The organism is Wenxinia saemankumensis, assembly GCF_900141735.1.
Classification (GTDB): Bacteria; Pseudomonadota; Alphaproteobacteria; order Rhodobacterales; family Rhodobacteraceae; genus Wenxinia; species Wenxinia saemankumensis.
On the sequence record NZ_FQYO01000003.1, the window covers coordinates 713,348 to 730,075 of the forward strand.

General features: G+C 69.1%; 23 protein-coding genes. All 23 read left to right on the top strand.

The features are described from left to right. Positions 1 to 40 precede the first annotated feature (40 nt). The 23 genes from BUE30_RS11070 to BUE30_RS11175 all read left to right on the top strand — a co-directional run bounded on the left by BUE30_RS11070 (position 41) and on the right by BUE30_RS11175 (position 16,673). A complete protein-coding gene (locus BUE30_RS11070; protein WP_073330046.1) occupies positions 41 to 232 on the top strand; it encodes a hypothetical protein in 192 nt (63 codons plus the stop codon). 45 nt (positions 233 to 277) lie between these two features. Continuing rightward, positions 278 to 811, top strand: a complete 534-nt coding sequence (locus BUE30_RS11075) for a head-tail connector protein (RefSeq protein ID WP_170865633.1) — start codon at positions 278 to 280, stop codon at positions 809 to 811. 1 nt (position 812) lies between these two features. Beyond that, positions 813 to 1,145 carry a head-tail adaptor protein gene (locus BUE30_RS11080; RefSeq protein ID WP_073330052.1) on the top strand — a complete coding sequence of 111 codons (333 nt, stop codon included), beginning with the start codon at positions 813 to 815 and terminating at the stop codon, positions 1,143 to 1,145. Further along, on the top strand, positions 1,142 to 1,489 hold the full coding sequence (locus BUE30_RS11085) for a hypothetical protein (RefSeq protein ID WP_073330056.1): 348 nt from the start codon (positions 1,142 to 1,144) through the stop codon (positions 1,487 to 1,489). Before BUE30_RS11080 ends, BUE30_RS11085 begins: the two co-directional genes overlap by 4 nt. Beyond that, complete coding sequence (locus BUE30_RS11090; RefSeq protein WP_073330059.1) at positions 1,482 to 1,904, top strand: DUF3168 domain-containing protein; 423 nt, start codon at positions 1,482 to 1,484, stop codon at positions 1,902 to 1,904. Before BUE30_RS11085 ends, BUE30_RS11090 begins: the two co-directional genes overlap by 8 nt. 40 nt (positions 1,905 to 1,944) lie before the next feature. Continuing rightward, the gene (locus BUE30_RS11095) at positions 1,945 to 2,385 is read left to right on the top strand and encodes a phage major tail protein, TP901-1 family (protein WP_073330062.1); all 441 of its coding nucleotides are present in this window, start codon (positions 1,945 to 1,947) and stop codon (positions 2,383 to 2,385) included. Then, positions 2,385 to 2,801, top strand: a complete 417-nt coding sequence (locus BUE30_RS11100) for a GTA-gp10 family protein (protein ID WP_073330065.1) — start codon at positions 2,385 to 2,387, stop codon at positions 2,799 to 2,801. Before BUE30_RS11095 ends, BUE30_RS11100 begins: the two co-directional genes overlap by 1 nt. A gap of 50 nt (positions 2,802 to 2,851) precedes the next feature. After that, positions 2,852 to 2,980 carry a phage tail assembly chaperone gene (locus tag BUE30_RS17550; RefSeq protein ID WP_139300536.1) on the top strand — a complete coding sequence of 43 codons (129 nt, stop codon included), beginning with the start codon at positions 2,852 to 2,854 and terminating at the stop codon, positions 2,978 to 2,980. Beyond that, complete coding sequence (locus BUE30_RS11105; protein WP_073330068.1) at positions 2,973 to 5,300, top strand: phage tail tape measure protein; 2,328 nt, start codon at positions 2,973 to 2,975, stop codon at positions 5,298 to 5,300. Before BUE30_RS17550 ends, BUE30_RS11105 begins: the two co-directional genes overlap by 8 nt. Further along, positions 5,300 to 5,926, top strand: a complete 627-nt coding sequence (locus BUE30_RS11110) for a hypothetical protein (RefSeq protein WP_073330071.1) — start codon at positions 5,300 to 5,302, stop codon at positions 5,924 to 5,926. The genes BUE30_RS11105 and BUE30_RS11110 overlap by 1 nt, the downstream gene beginning before the upstream one ends. Next, positions 5,923 to 6,510 (top strand): hypothetical protein, encoded by a 588-nt coding sequence (locus BUE30_RS11115; protein ID WP_073330074.1) that lies wholly within the window; start codon positions 5,923 to 5,925, stop codon positions 6,508 to 6,510. Before BUE30_RS11110 ends, BUE30_RS11115 begins: the two co-directional genes overlap by 4 nt. Continuing rightward, on the top strand, positions 6,507 to 6,899 hold the full coding sequence (locus BUE30_RS11120; RefSeq protein ID WP_073330077.1) for a DUF6950 family protein: 393 nt from the start codon (positions 6,507 to 6,509) through the stop codon (positions 6,897 to 6,899). The genes BUE30_RS11115 and BUE30_RS11120 overlap by 4 nt, the downstream gene beginning before the upstream one ends. Continuing rightward, positions 6,896 to 9,973, top strand: a complete 3,078-nt coding sequence (locus BUE30_RS11125) for a phage tail protein (RefSeq protein WP_073330080.1) — start codon at positions 6,896 to 6,898, stop codon at positions 9,971 to 9,973. The genes BUE30_RS11120 and BUE30_RS11125 overlap by 4 nt, the downstream gene beginning before the upstream one ends. Positions 9,974 to 9,976: 3 nt before the next feature. Further along, entirely contained in the window at positions 9,977 to 11,788 is a 1,812-nt protein-coding gene (locus tag BUE30_RS11130; protein ID WP_073330083.1) for a carbohydrate binding domain-containing protein, read from the top strand. After that, positions 11,785 to 12,258 carry a hypothetical protein gene (locus BUE30_RS11135; protein ID WP_073330086.1) on the top strand — a complete coding sequence of 158 codons (474 nt, stop codon included), beginning with the start codon at positions 11,785 to 11,787 and terminating at the stop codon, positions 12,256 to 12,258. The genes BUE30_RS11130 and BUE30_RS11135 overlap by 4 nt, the downstream gene beginning before the upstream one ends. Then, positions 12,251 to 12,679: a hypothetical protein gene (locus BUE30_RS11140; protein ID WP_073330089.1), complete on the top strand. Its 429-nt coding sequence runs from the start codon at positions 12,251 to 12,253 to the stop codon at positions 12,677 to 12,679. The genes BUE30_RS11135 and BUE30_RS11140 overlap by 8 nt, the downstream gene beginning before the upstream one ends. Next, positions 12,679 to 12,993 (top strand): DUF1353 domain-containing protein, encoded by a 315-nt coding sequence (locus BUE30_RS11145; RefSeq protein ID WP_073330092.1) that lies wholly within the window; start codon positions 12,679 to 12,681, stop codon positions 12,991 to 12,993. Before BUE30_RS11140 ends, BUE30_RS11145 begins: the two co-directional genes overlap by 1 nt. A gap of 11 nt (positions 12,994 to 13,004) precedes the next feature. Further along, complete coding sequence (locus BUE30_RS11150; RefSeq protein WP_139300537.1) at positions 13,005 to 13,322, top strand: hypothetical protein; 318 nt, start codon at positions 13,005 to 13,007, stop codon at positions 13,320 to 13,322. Then, complete coding sequence (locus tag BUE30_RS11155) at positions 13,319 to 13,624, top strand: hypothetical protein (protein ID WP_073330099.1); 306 nt, start codon at positions 13,319 to 13,321, stop codon at positions 13,622 to 13,624. The genes BUE30_RS11150 and BUE30_RS11155 overlap by 4 nt, the downstream gene beginning before the upstream one ends. Before the next feature lie 633 nt (positions 13,625 to 14,257). Further along, positions 14,258 to 15,019 carry an NlpC/P60 family protein gene (locus BUE30_RS11160; RefSeq protein WP_073330101.1) on the top strand — a complete coding sequence of 254 codons (762 nt, stop codon included), beginning with the start codon at positions 14,258 to 14,260 and terminating at the stop codon, positions 15,017 to 15,019. 19 nt (positions 15,020 to 15,038) lie between these two features. Then, positions 15,039 to 15,398 (top strand): hypothetical protein, encoded by a 360-nt coding sequence (locus BUE30_RS11165; protein ID WP_073330104.1) that lies wholly within the window; start codon positions 15,039 to 15,041, stop codon positions 15,396 to 15,398. Between the two features lie 80 nt (positions 15,399 to 15,478). Beyond that, complete coding sequence (locus BUE30_RS11170) at positions 15,479 to 15,775, top strand: hypothetical protein (protein WP_073330107.1); 297 nt, start codon at positions 15,479 to 15,481, stop codon at positions 15,773 to 15,775. Further along, a complete protein-coding gene (locus BUE30_RS11175; RefSeq protein WP_073330110.1) occupies positions 15,768 to 16,673 on the top strand; it encodes a hypothetical protein in 906 nt (301 codons plus the stop codon). The genes BUE30_RS11170 and BUE30_RS11175 overlap by 8 nt, the downstream gene beginning before the upstream one ends. Positions 16,674 to 16,728 lie beyond the last annotated feature (55 nt).

Sequence of the window (16,728 nt, forward strand, 5' to 3'; positions counted from 1 at the left end):
CTCTGCGAGCGCGCCGCTCGACCCCGAAAAGGAGATCACCGTGGCGAAGAAGAGCTTCACCGTACTGCGTCGTCACCAGGGCGACAGATTCTACGAGGAGGGGGACACCCGGGAGGCGAACCCCACGGATGTGGCGCATCTCGTCGAGAGCGGGGTCCTGGTCGAGGAGAAATCCCGCTCCGTCCCGAAGAACAAGGCGGTCGAGAGCGCGCCGAAGAACAAGGCCGGCTGAACATCCATGCGCTCGCCTTATCGCCCTGTCCGTACGGTCCCACCCGTGACGACGCCGGTCAGCCTCGATGAGGCGAAGGCCCATCTCAGGATCGATGGCGACGACGAGGACCTCCTCATCTCGTCGCTGATCGAAGCCGCGACGGGTCATCTCGACGGGGCCGACGGCGTCCTGGGCCGGTGTCTGGTCACCCAGACCTGGACGGTCCGTTTCGATTACTGGGCGTCGGTCCTCCGGTTGCCGTTCCCGGATGTGCGATCGGTTGAGATCTCGTTCGGCGGAGCCGAGCCCGCGCCCGCCAGCGCATACGACCTGATCGAGGACAGCTCGAGCGCGCTGATCTATCTCGACGCGGACTTCGCGCGCCCCGCGCCGGTGGAAGGTCGCGGCGGGATCACGGTGACGCTCGTCGCCGGCTACGGCGATGCGGCGGACGTCCCCGCGCCGATCAAGGCCGCCATCCTGCTCACGGTGGGTGCACTGTTCGAGAACCGCGAGCAGACCATCGTCGGCGCGAGCGTGGCCGAGCATCCCCTTGCTCGTGCGCTGATGGCGCCCTTCCGGCGGATCGCGTTCTGACATGGCCGCCGGGCACTATCGCGACCGCGTGACGATCGAGCGGCAGGCCGAGGAGCCGGACGAGTTCGGCAACGTCAGCGGCGCTTGGAGCGCGCATCTGACGCTCTGGGCCGACGTGCTCGAGCGCACGGGCGGTGAGAAACTGGCCGGGGGCGCCATCGAGGCAGGCCGGCTCGCCACGGTGCGTCTGCGGTCCTCGTCTGCTTCGCGGGGCATCACAGCCGCCGACCGGCTGGTCGCGCGGGGCGACACCTGGAACATCCGCTCGATCGCGAATGTCGGCCGGAAGGGCGACGTCCTCGAGCTGCTCTGCGAGGCGGGGGTCGCAACATGAGCCGCACGGTGATCGGGGCGGACCGCGTCCGCGCCAAGCTCGCCAAGCTGAAGGCGAACATGCCGAAGAATGTCGGCGAGGCTAACCGGAAATCCGGCGAGGAGCTAATCCGGATCATGCGGATCCTCCATCCTGGCGACGGCTCGACGAAGGCGGAGATCGAGGGCACCGCGAATGCGGACGGCTCGTTTCTGGTCGACGCAGGCTCGAAGGCAAAGGTCACCGAGGGCGACCGGGGGCCGCGGCCTTTCGTGAACCCGGCGCTGAAGGTCACCCGGAAAAAGCATGCGGCCCGCGCCAAGCGCGCGGCGCGCAAGGCCGTGAAGGATGCGTTCGGTGGCTGAGAGCCCGGAGGTGGAGCTGCAGAAGGCGCTGGTCGCCGTCCTGCGTGCCGATGCCGCTGTCGCCGCGCTGGTGGGGGTGCGGATCTATGACGAGCCGCCTCAGACGCCGGTGCGGCCGTTCATCCGCATCGGCAACATCGAGGGTGCCCCGGTGCGGACCGACGGGATCGAAACGGCGGCGCTGATCACCTTCTCAGTCGAGGGTCATTCCCGGCCGTTGGCCGGGCGGGTCGAGGCGGCCCGCGTTGTCGCGGCCGCCATCGCCGCGCTCGACGAGCGCGAGGCGGACCTCGCCGTCGCCGGGCACAGGCTGGTGCGGCTGCAATTCATCACCACCGCCACGATCCGGGATTCGGACGGGCAGAGCTACCAGTCGAACGCCGCCTTCGAGGCGCTGCTCGACCGCGCCCCCTAAGCCCTTGGGCAAGGCCTCAACCTGAGAGAAGGAGCCAGCGATGGCCAAGCAGAAGGGGCGGCAGCTCCTCATCAAGAAGGCGGTCGCCGCGACCCCGACCAACTTCGCCACCGTCTGCGGGATGACGTCGAAGACGATCTCGTTCAACAATAACCAGATCGACGTCACCACGCCCGACTGCGAAACGCCCGGCGGCCCGCTCTGGCGCGAGCTCAGCGAGGGGATCAAGTCGATTTCCGTCAGCGGCAACGGCTTGTTTGAGGGCACGGCCTCCGAAAAGGAGATGCTCGCCCTGGCCACCGCCGACACCCCGCAGGCACCCTTCCAGATCATCGTGCCCGGGCTCGGCACCTTTGAGGGACCCTTCCTGCTGAGCGCGATGGAGTACGGCGGCGAAATGGAGGGCAGCGTCACCTACACGCTGACCCTCGAATCCGCCGGCGAGATCACGTTTACCCCGGCCCCGAACCCGGCGCCCTGATGACCGGAGCGGCGGGGGCCAGCACCCTGGAGGAGGAGATCGGAGGTGTCCGCCGCCCGCTCCTCCTCCGCCTGGGCGAGATCGAGAAGTTCGAGGCGCACTGGGCGCCCTACGGCGTCCTCGCCCTCTTCGACCAGCTCATGGGCAAGGGGCAGGCGCCGCAGCTGCGCCATGTCCGCGACATCGTCGCCCTCGGCCTGATCGGGGGCGGGATGCGCGATGGCGCGGCCGACCAGCTGGTGCGGGGTCTGCCGCTGTCGGAGACCCGCAAGCTGCAGGCCATCGCCGGCCGGCTTCTCGGCCTGACGTTCTACCCGGACGTCGCGAGTGGGGATGCCAAAAAAAAAGCGTCGGCTGGATCGGCCAAGGAAAGCGCGACCCCGCCAGTGACGGACGGTTCGGCGCCCGAGACCTGATCCGCAACATCTGCGGCGCCACGAGCCGCCTGCCCGCCGAAGTGCGGGCGATGACCCCCGAGGAGGCGAGCCTCTGGGTGGAGAGCTGGAACGCGGCGCAGCGCGCGGCGGCCGGCGAAGTCGAGCCGATGTCCCGCGACCGGCTGCATGAACTGAAGGACCAGTACCCGGATGTCTGAAGAGACCGAGCGCATCGCAATCCTGCTGCAGGCCCGAGACCGGGATTTCCAGCGGGCAATGGATCGAAACAACAGGCTGATTGCGAAGTTCGAGCGGGACGCGACGCGCGGCACGACCCAGATGTCTCGGAACGTCGAGCGGAACATGGGGCTGGTCAGTCGCGCCATGTCCTCGGTTGCCGCCGGGTTTCTGGCCGGGGGGCCCATCGGGATCATCACCGCCGTCGGCGCGGCGACGGTCGGGACGCTGGCTCAGGTCTCGAAAGGCATCGCGACCATCGGGGACGAGGCGCGGCGCTCGGGTCTCGGAACGACTGCTTTCCAAGAGCTATCCTTCGTCGCGACGCAGAGCCGGATTCCGGTCGATGCGCTGATCGACGGAATGAAGGAGCTCAACCTGCGGGCGGACGAGTTCGTGACAACCGGGGGTGGCTCGGCCGCAGACGCCTTCAAGCGCATTGGCCTCGAAGGAGCCGAGCTTGCCAGCGCCCTCGAAGATCCGAAGGAGCTGATGCTCGACATCATCGACCGGATGGAGAGTCTCGATGAGGCGGCGCAGATCCGCGTGGCCGACGAGATCTTCGGCGGTACCGGCGGCGAGCGCTTCGTCGAACTGCTCGCCCAAGGCGACGAGGGTGTCCGGCAGCTGATCGAGCGCGCGCACGAAGTCGGCGCGGTCATGGACGAGGACATGATCGAGAAGGCCGCTGAGCTCGATCGAAAGTTCTCCGAGATCCAGACCCGCGTCTCGAGCATCTTCAAGACCATGGTCATCGAGGGCGTCGATGCCTTCGACACCCTGTTCGACGCGATGCAGCCCACGCTCGACGAAATCGATCGAGCGGCTGCAACGGCCGAACGTCTGGCTGATCTCGGTATCGACGGAGGAGATCTCGACGCCTCTTCCTTGGATGCCGCCGCTGATACGGCTGAGGCGGCTGCCATCAGCTACGACTATCTGGCGGTAGCGGCGCGCGAGGCTGCCGCAGCCATCAGCAGCGGAATTCTGGATTTCGGCCATCTCGTCGATGCTGGCGAAGCACTGAGGCTTCTCAGCCTCGCCGATGAAATGCGGAGTATTTCGCAGGCGCTGCAGACCGGCCAGGGAGACAGCGAGGCTTTGGCCGCCCGGCTAGATGAGGTTCGGGCGGAGGCCGAGACAGCGGTTCAGGCGATGCGCCAGATCGATGGTGTCAGCGTCGGAGGGATCATCGGGCGGCTCAGCCAGCTCGGGGGGGCGCTCAACACGGTGCGCAATCTCGCAAACGCTGCCGCAGCGGCGGTCGCAACGGCGCTTCAATCGCAGAGCCGGCCCGTGGGGCAGCAGCGCTCTGCCGATCGGCTTTCGCAGCAGGAGGATCGGCTCGGCAACATTCCGATGGCGCCCGAACCCGCCGCCCCTGTGCCTTTCGCCGGCCCGCGCCCAGAGGCGCGCGACGAGCATGACATCGATCTCGGCTACTACCCAGAGACTGGGGGCGGTGGCGGCGGCGGAGGTGGTGGCGGTTCCGGCGGCGGCGGTGCCGCGCGCCAGTCGGACTATGCCCGCGAGGTCGAATCCATCCGCGAGCGGACGGCCGCTCTCGAGCTCGAAGCGGCAGAGCTCATTGCCGTGGCCGCATCCGGTCGGGACATGGCCGACGCGATCGAGTTCGCCCGCCAGCGGGCCGAGCTGCTGACCGCCGCGCAGGAAGACGGCCGCGAGATTACGCCCGAGCTGCGCGAGGAGATCGATGCCCTGGCCGAGGCCTACATCACGGCCGGGGACAACGCCGAGGAGGCCGCCGACAGGATCGAGCGCATCCGCGAGAACGCCGAAACGGGCGCCGACGCCATGTCCGATCTCTTCATGGCGATTACCGAGGGCGGCGATTCCGCGCGGCAGGCGCTGTCCCGGCTGATCCTGCAGCTGGCGCAGGTCCAGATCAGCCGGGGGTTCGGGATGCTGTCGCAGCAGGGCGGCTGGGTCGGTGCCGCGTTCGGCGCTCTCGGCGCCGGCCTCTCCGGCGAACGGGCTCGGGGCGGGTCGGTCCGGGCAGGCAGCGCCTACCTCGTCAACGAGGACACTCCGAACTCGGAGATATTCGTCCCGTCCCGGTCCGGCGCCATCCTCAACGTGCCGCAGGCGCAGGCCGCCCTGTCGTCCGCTGCGGGCGCAGGCGGAGGACGGACGGAAATCGTCGTCCGTCACGAGCCGGGGGTCATCGTCGAGATCGTCGAGAACAGGGCAGGGGCGATGATCCAGCAGAACAACGCCGCGCTCGACTCGGGCTTCAACGCACGCGCGCGGGGCGCGGTGCAGGATCGACGGGTCCGCTGATGGCCTGGTCCGGGTTCCCGGTGCCGCTGAGCGGCTTCTTCGCCGACCTCGGCCGCCTGTCGGTGGTCTTCGACCTCGCCGAGGCCGTCGAGACTTCGGAGCTGACGGGCGGAGAGATCCTGTGCGCTTCGGTCGGTCCGCGCCTCTGGCAGGGCTCCGTCACCGTTCTGCCCTACCGCAGCGCCGCCCTCGAGCGCGCGGCGGCGCGGCTGCGCCGTCTGCAGGATCCGGATGCCTCGTTCCTCGTCATGCCGCCGCACATGCAGCGCCCCGGGCAGCCGGCCGCGACCATCGGCGGGATCCAGAACGGCCGAGAGCTGCGCCTGAACATGACGCCCGGCGCGACCGTTCGCGCCGGCGAATTCCTGTCCTTCAGCTACGGGTCGTCCCCGGTTCGCCGCGCGCTTCACCAGGTGCTTCAGGATGCCACCGCGGCCTCCGGCGGCCTCACCCCGTGGGTCGAGGTCACGCCGGCCATCCGGCCGGGCGCCACGGTGGGCGCGGCCGTCGAGCTGGCCCGGCCGGTCTGCAAGGCCGTCATCGTCCCGAGCAGCCTCAGCCCTGCCGCTTTCATGGCAGGCCGTGGAAACGATCTCTCCTTCGCCTGGCGGCAGACCCTCCGATGACCTGGCCCCTCGCAGCACAATCCCACCTCGCGTCCCGCGCGGGGATCGACACCCGCTGGCTGGTCTGGCTCGACGTGGCCGACCCGGCGGGCGATCCGTTCGGGGTCGGTTTCTGGACCGGCGACGATCACCAGACGATCACGGCCGAGGGCCAGAGCCGCCTCTACTACGGCGCGCAGGGTAGCCTGGTGGTGCCGCCCATCAACTATGCCGGCGGAACCACGATCCAGTCGCTCGACATCCGCATGGCGGTCTCGCCCGAGGCGGAGACGGTCGTGCGGGGCTACCAGACCCGGTTCGGCCGGGCGGAGGTCCACTGCGCGCTCTTCGATCCGGCCGGCATGCAGCTGCGCGGCCTGCGCAAGTATTTCCGAGGCATCATCGACGGCAATCCGCTCGTGACGCCGGAGGTGAACGGCGCGGCCTCGATCACGCTGAAGCTCGTCTCGGCCGCCCGGCGCGGCACGATGACCCAGAACGGCCGCAAGAGCGACGAGGCGCAGCGCGCGCGCCATGCCGGGGACCGCTTCCGCAAGTACGGCGCGCTCGGCCGGGTGACGTCCGACGCCTGGGGGACGCGATGACCCGGCTGCCTGACTGGCGCCCGCGCCTCGAGGCGGTCCTGCGAGATGCCCGCGGCCGGGCTTTTGCCTACGGGGCGTGGGACTGCGCGCTCTTCGCGGCCGACTGCATCGCCGCGATGACCGGCAAGGACCCGGCCGCCGAGCTGCGGGGCTACGACAGCTTCCGCGCCGGGCTCGATCGACTGCGCGCGCTCGGACATGCGGGACATGTCTCCTACGCCGCGACGCTCTTCCCGGAGATCTCGGCCGAGCAGCTGCGCGCGGGCGACCTCGCCGTCCTCTCCGGCCGGACGCTCGCCATCTGCCAGGGGCGGCTGATCTACGCGCCGAGCCGGCAGGGCCTCGCCATCGCCGACCGCTCCACCGTCACGAGGGCCTTCCGCGTATGATCGTCCTCGCCCTCGCCGTCGGTATCCTCCTTGCCACCGCGCTCCCCGCGGCGGCGGATCCGGCCACCATGATCATCTCCGCTGTCGGGGCCACCGGCTGGCTGGCGGCCGGCATCCGCATCGCCGTCGGCGTCGGCCTCTCGCTCCTCGGCAACGCCTTGCAGCGCAAGAGCCAGCGCGACCAGTCCTCGCCCGGCATCCGGACCGAGGTGACGCTGGCCGGAGACACGACGCCGCAGAGCTTCGTCCTCGGCACCTGCGCGACGGCCGGCCATCTCGTCGCGCCTTTCTATGCCACCAGCAGCGGCGGAGGCTTCAAGAACACCGACCGCTACGCGATTGTCGGCCTCGGCGACCTGCCGATCACCGGCTTCTCTCGGTTCTGGGTGAACGGCACGAGCTTCACGCCCGGGTCGAGCCTCGTCGACGTCTCGCCCGCCGATGATGGCGCCTGGTGGCCGAACGCCGAGAGCCGGGCGAACTTCCGCGGCGACGGCGACTTCCCGACGATGAACATGTGGTTCTTCGACGGCACCCAGACCGCCGCCTTCCAGCGCCTGGTCGACCGGTTCGGGGATCACGACGAGCGGCCCTGGACGTCGGCGATGGTGGGGCGGAACATCCCCTACGCCGTCTTCCGCTACGAGTACGACCCCGAGTTCTGGCGCGGCGAGCCGGAGATCCTGATCGAGGTTCAGGGGATCAAGCTCTACGACCCGCGCACCGGCCAGACGGCCTTCACCGAGAACCCGGTCGTGATGGTCTGGAACATCCTGCGGGGCATCGACCTGCCGGGTGGCGGGACCTATGGCCTCGACGTCGACGATGCCGATCTGCCCGCCGCCGTTTGGGAAGCGGCGATGGATGCCTGCGACCAGGACGTGGGCGGGAATGCCCGCTTCCGAGCGGGCTACGAGGTCTACATGGCGACCGCCGAGCATGGTGGCGAGGCCCCGCTTGACGTGATCGACAAGCTGCTCGACGTCTGCCTGGGCGAGGTGGTCGATGCCGGGGGGCAGTGGCTAATCCGCATCGGCGAGCCCGGCCTCGCCGCGGCGATGATCTCCGACGAGGACGTGCTGCGCTCGAAGCCGCAGGAGCTCGACCCGTTCCGCGGGCTGTCCGAGACCTTCAACGCCGTGACGGCCACCTATCCCGATGCCGACCAGCTCTGGCAGCCGGTCGAGGCGCCGATCCGGATCGACGCCGCCGCCGAGGCGGCCGACGGCGAGCGCCTCGTCGCGCATCTCGACCTGCCGGCCTGCCCGCATTCCGGCCAGGTGCAGAGGCTGCAGCGCGCCTATCTCAAGGACGCGCGGCGGATGCGTCGGCACACGATCACCCTGCCGCCGGACTACGGCTACCTGATGCCGCTCGACACGCTGGAATGGACCAGCGCGCGCAACGGCTACATCGCCAAGCTCTTCGAGGTGGGCGAGATCGCGACCGACCCGCGCACGCTCTGCGTGACGCTCTCGCTGCGCGAGGTCGACCCGGACGATTACGACTGGCAGTCCGGGTTCGCCCTGCCGACCGACGCGCCCTCGAGCGAGGCGGTGATCGCCGGAAAGCAGACCCTCCCGGGGCTGATAGTCGAGCCATGCTCGAGCGTCGATGCCGGCGGCACGCAGCGGCGGGCCGGCATCCGGATCCGCTGGACGCCCCCGCTGCCCGGCGTCCGGGGCGTGTCGTGGGAAGTCCGGCTGGCGGCCGACGACACGATGATCCTGGAGGGCTCCACCGCCGACGTCTCGACCGGGCGGGCGACCCTCTACGATGGCCTGCTGCCGGGCACGGACTACGAGGTCCGCGTCGACGGGCAGTCGCGCCTGATCGCGCCTTCCTCCTGGATCCCGGTCACCACACCGGATGCGCGGATCCGGACGGAGGATATCGGGCTCGGTGCCATCATCCGCGACCGGATCGCCGATGGAGCGGTCAACACCGCCAAGTTCGCCCAAGGCATCGAGCCCGTGGGCCTGGTCACGAGCGGGTCGCTGCCCACGACGAAGAGCACGCAGGTCATCTTCTACGAGGGCAGCCTCTACCGCTGGAACGGTGCTTCGTATGTGAAGAGCGTAGCTTCGGCGGACATCGCGGGCCAGGTGCAGGCGGCGCAGATCGCGGGGCTCGAGGCCTCCAAGATCACCGGCAAGCTCACCGATGCGCAGCTCGACGCGATCGCCGCGGCGAAGCTCACGGGCCAGATCACGGAGACCCAGATCACCAACGGCGCCATCAGCACGCCCAAACTCGCCGCTGGTGCAGTCGTTGCCGCGAAGATCGCGGCCGAGGCGGTGGTGGCCGAGAAGATCGCCGCCGAGGCCATCACGAGCGAGAAGATCAGAGCCGGCGCAGTGGAGACGGCGAAGCTGGCAGCCGGTGCGGTGGAGGCGAGCAAGATCGCCGCGGGCGCGGTCGTGGCCGAGAAGATCGGAGCGGGCGCCGTCGAGGCCGACAAGATCGCCGCCAATGCGATCATCGCCGGCAAGATCGCTGCGGGCGCGGTCAGCACGTCCGAGCTGGCTGCTGGGGCAGTCAGCACGGCCAAGCTCGCCGCCGGTGCCGTCACGGCTCAGAAGATCACGGTCGCCGATCTCGCCGCCCTCGGGATCAAGGTCGTCACCGCCGACATCGTGGACGCCGCCGTGGACACGCTGAAGCTCGCGGGCAAGGCGGTGACCGTCCCATCTTACGCCTACGCGCTCGAAAAGATCGACATCGACGACGGCAACTGGCAGACGATCAGCCGCCTCTTCGTCGACCGCCGCGGGTTCGCGACCTCCCTCGGCTTCTCCTTCACCCTCGACGGACACGGCTTCTCCGTGGTCGACCTCGGGCTCTTCCGCCGCCCGCGCGGGACCAGCGTGGGGTCCGAGGTCGAGATCAAGCGCTTCACGGTCAACACCGGCCCGAACGGGCGGATGGATCACCGCACGATCCTCAGCGCCGACCTGCAGCCGGCAGTCGAAAAGACCGTGTTCCGGGTGAAGGCCCGCCTCGCCAACATCGGCGGCAACAACCGGGCGAACATCTGGCGCCGCTACTTCCACGCCGTGCAGTATCAGAGGTAGGTCGTGGCCCAGTTCATCGTCTACGACACTGCGCAGAGCAACAGCGGCAACACCAGCTTCAAGCTGGTTCTGCGCTGGGGCGCCTGCGCCGACGAGGATGTTGCAGACCAAGCGGATGGCGGGACCGAGGTCGCCCGCGCGGTGACCGTCGATCTCGATGCTCTCTACGGTCAGAACCCGAACAACATCCCCAAGGTCTACTACCACCCGGGGGCGGATCAGTTCGTCGCGGGCACGGAGGTCGTCGAGGATGCGTCCGTGCGGGGCTATGCGACAGGCGAGAACTACGCAGCCGGGTCGAACTTCGAGAACGAGGCCCGCAATCCTTGGGACATGCGAGCGGGCTTCTACGGGCTCAGCACCAATGCCGCCAAGGCGGGGGTGCAGTCCCTGCGGCTCGACGCTCACAGCGCAGCGCGCATCTATCCTCTCCTGCAGCCGATCGAGGTGGCCGAGGGCGAGGTGCTATTCTTCCGGATCTGGGTCCGGGCGAACTCGGCCTATGACGGAGGCGGTCAGAACCTGTCAAAGCTGCGGATCGCCAATGCGCAGACCGACGCGCTGCTCGGTGAGATCGGCTATGCCGCCTCGGACTTCGCCGCCCGCAACGAATGGGTGAAGAAGACCCTGACCTTCACCGTCCCTGCCGGGGTCACGGAGATCCTGCCGCAGCTCACCGCCGACCACACGGCGGGCCTCCTTTACATCGACCTCGTCAAGATCGTGAAGCGCAAGACCGAGGAGGATCTCGACGATGCCGCGGTGAAGGGCCGCAATGTCGACCGGCCGAGCCTGCTGACGGACCTCGCGGGCGACGACACGCCCTTCGTGAAGGACACCAACATCAGCGGGCAGCTGAAGGGGGCGAAGATCTGGACGCCGACGCTCGCGCTCCCGGACCGCGAAAACCTCCTCAGCGATCCGGAGATGGAGGATCCCGCCGCCTGGGGCTTCCCGTCCCTGACGCGCGTGCGTCCGGGCAGCCCGCTCTGGCGGTCGCAGTATGCCCTGGTCCTGTCGGGCGCGGCCGGCGACTTCGTCGTCATCAACAGCGGCCTCTTCATCGCCGAGCCGGACGAGAGGTTCTTCGCGCAGGCGCAGGGGCAGGTGATGGCCGGCACCGGCCGGGTCGGGGCGCAGATCCAGTGGTTCGACAAGGACCTCGTCAGCCTCGGCTTCTCCGCCGTCGGCAGCGGGATCGCCAATGCGGGCGTGCCGTGGACCTTCAAGACGAACGGCGCCGTGGCGCCGGCCGGGACCTATTACGGCCGCCTCCAGCTCATCAAGTACAACGACGGCGCGACCGAGGTCCGGGTGGGTGGGCCGGTCGTGCGCCGGAAGGTGAAGCGCGATCTCGTCATGGCGGCCGCGGTGGGCACCATCGAGATCGAGGCCGATGCGACCACGATCCAGCAATACGGCGTCGGGAGCGGGCACGCGCTGTCGGGCATCACCAGTCGCGTGCTGGTGAGCTTCGACGTCAACCGTCAGCAGGGCTACCGCACCTCGCTCATCTCGAGCTTCGACATCAATATCCAGGGCATGTCGCCGACGAGCGATCGGGCCCGGATCCGGCACTGGATCGAGCGGGCCGGCGTCGAGCTCAAGGGCACGTCGATGCACCTGCAGAGGAGCGGGCAGGGCGGAGACGGGGATCTGACTTTCGCCGGGCCCTTCGTCGTCCGGCTGACCGACAACAATTCCGTCGGCGGCGTCGTGCAATACCGATCGCGCCTGGAGGTCATCTCAATCCCCGCCGGAGCGACGATCAACATCTCGAACGTCGACCTCTCCGCAGAACAGGTGCTCCGATGAACCCGGACGATTTTGTCGAGGCTCCGCCGCCCGTCGAGGGCGAAGACCCCTATTCGACCTTCAATGACTTCTTCGCCGTCTATCGGAAGGACACCGGCGAGATCGTCAGCGCCGGTTCCGGGGGGCTGATCGGGATCGACACGGAGACGCACGGGATCTGGCGCTTCGAGCACGAGGGTCCGCCGCGCGACATCTTCGGCTGGTACGTCCCGGAGAGCGGCCCGGCCGAGCGACCGGCGCCCTACGGATTCCCGGCAGCCGCGCGGGCACCCTTCTCAGTGGATCTGACCTACTGGCCGGAGGGCACCGCGATCGCGGTGATGAACGAGGCGCTCGAGGAGAGCACGTTCACCACCGACGCGGCCGATCCCGTGCTGACCCTCGCGGATCCCGGCCGCTGGCGCCTGATCGTCGAGCCCCCGTTCCCGTACCGCGACGAGACCGTTTACGTCGAGGTGACGCATGCCTGAGTTCCGCCAGAACCTGCCGGACGCGAAGCTGCGCGCGCGGGGCGAGATCAACGGGCGCATCGGGGCGGTGCGGCGCTCCTTCATCACGGACCTGCCGGCGCAGGAGATCGCCTACTCGAACAAGGAAGCGGAGGCGCTGCGCTACATCATGCTTCCCGAGCCGCCGGCCGACCTGACAGGGTTCCCGTATCTGGCGGCCGAGACCGGGTTCACCGCCCCGACACCGCTCGAGCTGGCGACCCTCTGGCTGACGATGGCCGGGCAGTGGGAGATCGCGAACCAGGTGATCGAGGGCATCCGCTCCCGGCACCTCGCGCTCGTCGAGCAGGCCGTCAGCGTGGGGGCGACGCGGGACCAGGTCGCGGCCTTCGCGGCGGAGCTCGACGCCGCTCTCGCCGCCCTCCGGAGCGCCGCGGCCTGATGTGGGTTCCTGACGGCGACGGCTACCGCCTGACCGCGCCGCTGGTCTGGGGCATCGGCCGTGCGGGGGGGCCGCAGGTCGTGGTGCCGGCGGGGTTCGCCTTCGACGTCTCGGTCCCGCGTCCGCTGCGGCCCCGGTTTCGAGGCGAGGCGGTCCTACGCGCGGCCTGCCTGCACGACTGGTGCCTCGCCGACGGTTGGCGCTGGGTCGCCGCAGCGGCCGTCTTCGAGGAGGTGCTGGCCGAGGGCGGGGTCAGCTGGTGGCGCCGGGCGGCGATGGTCGGCGCGGTGCGGATGTGGGGGTGGGTGCGATGAACGGGGGCAGCATGCCGATAGTCGATCAGGTGCGGGCTCTCTACGAGGCCATGCCCGAGCAGATCAGCGCACTCATTCTGGCGGGGGCGGCAGGGGCCTATACCCGCGCCGTCTTCGCGCCGGAGGAGAGCTGGAAGCGTCGGATCCTCGAGGGGATCGCCGGGGCGTTCGGGGCCATCTTCCTGGGTGGTCTGGTCGGCCACGCGATCGACGCCGTCGTGGGCGGCGGGACGTGGGCCTACCTCGCGGCCGGCTTCATCATGGGCGAGGGCGGGATCGCAGCGATCCGGGGCGTCCGAAAGACCATCATGGACAAGGGGGCGAAATGAACTGGCTGCTGCTCTGCAACAACGTCACCTCCGTCGCGGTCGTGCTGATGTGCTGGTGGCTCACGCACAGCAACTCGCGCGGGCTCTTCCCGGGCCGGTGGATCGCCGCGCTCTACTCGCTGCTGGGCCTCAGCGTGTTGCTCACCGGGGTGGTGCGCAATCTCGCCGTCATGCCCTTCGACGCGGTCCCCTGGTTCATCGTGGCCACGAAGGGGATCCTCGCGATCGTGCTTCTGCTCGAGGTTTACCGGCGGGCCCGCATCACCCGGATGATGCGGCAGCACCCTCCGGCGCCGCTCTGACGGACGACGGTGAGACGCGGACCGGGAACTCGGCAGGGCCGCGCTCGGCCCGCGCCTCGTCTGGACGCTGACACAACGCCGAAAAAAAGGCGACCCCTGAGGGCCGCCCTGAAGCCGGGATACGAGGCTTGAGCGAATACTCAATACCGAGCGACCGGTGATGGCAATGGTGCTTGGCTGAAGGTCAGAAGGACGGCCCGAAGCTGATGGGCCGCCCTTCCCGGGGGAAACAAGTCACGAGTGAGGCCGACGCTAACCCGCCGCTCTGATGGCGCAAAAACACGATCTGCTCACCGCAGCTGACCTTGGTAAGGTCGAGCGCCAAATGCGGAGATTGGTGGGCAGGCAGTTCCCCTGGACCGGGGCGCCGCCTGCCCGATGCTCAAATGCCGATTGGTGGTGGGCGAGCATGCGCCGAGGCTACGCCGTCAATTGCGATTCCGGCAACACGCTTTGCGCGGTAGCTCTCGACGCAGTTTCCCGACCCGGGAAATGAGACGGACGGCTCCTGGCAGAGCCGCCCGTCGGGGGTGTCCTGTGTCTGGACGGCTCTCAGTACCCCTCCTGATCGATCCCGCCAAGCGCAATCCGTCCCCCGCCCGCCGGCGGGGCTTCAACTTATGGAGAAACCCCATGCCCGACTTCCGCCTCGACAATTCCGGCTTTACCCGCGCCGAAGGGATCTGGCTGCAGCAGCGCCTGGAGGCGCACGGCTTCGATCCGGGCCCGATCGACGGCTTCGTCGGCCCGCCCGCCTGGGCGCCGCGCACCACCGCCGCCATCGTCGCCTTCAAGCGGTCGCAGGGTTTCATCGCGCGGCCCTTCGTCGGGCCGAAGACATGGGCAGCGCTGCACGCGGAGCGGGGCCTCGGCGCGCCGCAGGTGCCCGATCGCCTCCCGCCTTGGGTGCGCGAGGCGCTGCGCGTGAAGGGCTGGCACGAGCGGGCGAACAACGCCGAGCTGCGGGACTGGCTGGCCTCCGACGGGCATGCCCTCGGGGATCCGGCCGTCTTCCCGTGGTGCGGCGATCTCGTGGAGACCGCCATCCGCCTGAGCCTGTCGAACGAGCCGTTTCCCGGGCCGCTCGGGCGGAACCCCTACTGGGCGCTGAACTGGCGGCATTTCGGCGAAGCGATAACCGGCGCGCCCCCGCTGGGTGCGGTCGGCTCGATCCGCCGCAACGGGGGCGGGCACGTCTTCTTCGTCGTCGGGCAAGACCGCAGCCGGTTCTTCGCCCTCGGCGGCAACCAGTCGAACACGGTCTCCGTCGTGCCGATCGACAAGAGCCGCTGCGCCGAGGCGGGCACCTTCCGCTGGCCGGTCTCCTATAGCGGGCCGCGCCTGGCGCTGCCCACGCTCACCTCCTCCGAAGCCTCGGCGATCGAGTTCGCCTGACCCCGAAAGGACCCCCGACATGGGCCTCTACGACATCCTCACCCCCATTATCGCGCAGGAGGCGGCCGCGCTCATCGTCGGCCTCGTCTACACCCTGCTGACCGCGCTCGCGGGTCTCGCGCTCGACCAGGCCCGCCGCTGGTTCGGAGCCGAGACCGTGGCGAAGGCGAGCGCCGCGATCACGCCCGCCATCGAGCGAGCCATTGCCCGGGCCGAGGCGGCAGGGCTGAGCGGCGAGTCGCTGCAGCGTGAGGCGCAGGCCTATCTGGAACGCACCATGACCGACACGCTGCGCCGGCTGCGGCCGAAGCCGGGGGATCTCCGCCAGCGGATCGAAGCGCAGCTCGCCGCCCGCTCCCGCTCGGCCTCCAGGAGCTGATCGGCGAGGTCTGACCCGCCGGCCGCCCTTCACCACCACCCGCGGGGCCCGTGCACCCCGCCCATCATAAAGGATCGACCATGCCCCGCCACACCACCATCTCGCTGCAGGGCGACGAGACCTGGACCCAGCTGACCGCCGGCGATGCGACCGCGGCGACGTTCCAGGTGATCAACGACGTCTACAATTCCGGGTGCCTGATCCAGTGCACCGCGACCGGCACCGCCCCGACGAGCGATGACGGCGCGATCCGCATCTTCCAGCGGGACCGCGCCATCAACGAAGATCTCGCCGATCTCTTCCCCGGCTTGACATCCCCCGTGCGCCTCTGGGCAAAGGGCGGGGCGCATGTCCGGGTGGCGGTGTCCCATGCGTGAGGGGTTCAGCGGGCTGTCGACCTTCCGGCGGGGGTTCGCGCGGCGGAGCCTCGCCTCCCTCTACTCCCGCTTCGCCGCCGACCTGACGGCGCCCCACGCCTACCACGACTTCACCCTCCTGCCGGGACTGTTCACCGACGCGGCCGCGACGACGCCTCTGGTGCCGGGCGATCCGATGGGATTTGCGATCTCGCCGGACGGGGGCGCTGGCTATTCGGGCGGGCAGTTCAAGGGGCTGGGGACGGAGCGGGCGCCGGCACCGACTGCATGGACGCCCTCCAGCGCGAATTGGGTGGTAGATACGAGTGCAGGGAGGGCTACGCTGACCAATGCGGCCAACAGCGGCGACATCCTGAACCTCGGCCAACTTGTTGGCGACAGAGTGGGCCAAGTTTTTCTAGTGTCGTTCAACTTGGAGAGCGTTTCCGGCACGGGCATCAGGGTCGGTTCTTCCCGAGCAACAGACTATGCCGCGATAACCAGCCCCGGGCGCCATCATCGCATCATACATATCACGTTGGCTGGATCGGGGACGATGTCGGTGTCCCCCGCACTCGGCGGAGTGTCGGCGGTCATTTCCGAAATATCCATCCGCCCCCTCCCCGGCAACCACGCCACCCAGCCGTCCTCCGCCGCGCGCCCCGTGATCGAGGAATACGCGCCGAGGAGGACGCGCTTCGTCGGGGGCAGTGGCAAATGGATGCGGTCGAGCATCAAGACGACCGCCGCGATGACCCTGATGGCGCAGGTCAGAGTGGCGGACGAAGTGACTGGGGCACAGTATCCCCTCGGAGCCTGGGACGGTGGGGACGGACGTGCCTACATGAGCGTCTATCAAAGCAAAGCCTCTGGAGGGGTTGTCCAGCGACATCAGGGACTGCCCCCCTGGCGACACTAAGAACTGACCCCCTCGCTGTTTGATGTGTTGATGGTGGGGTGCGCCGGAGCGGCCT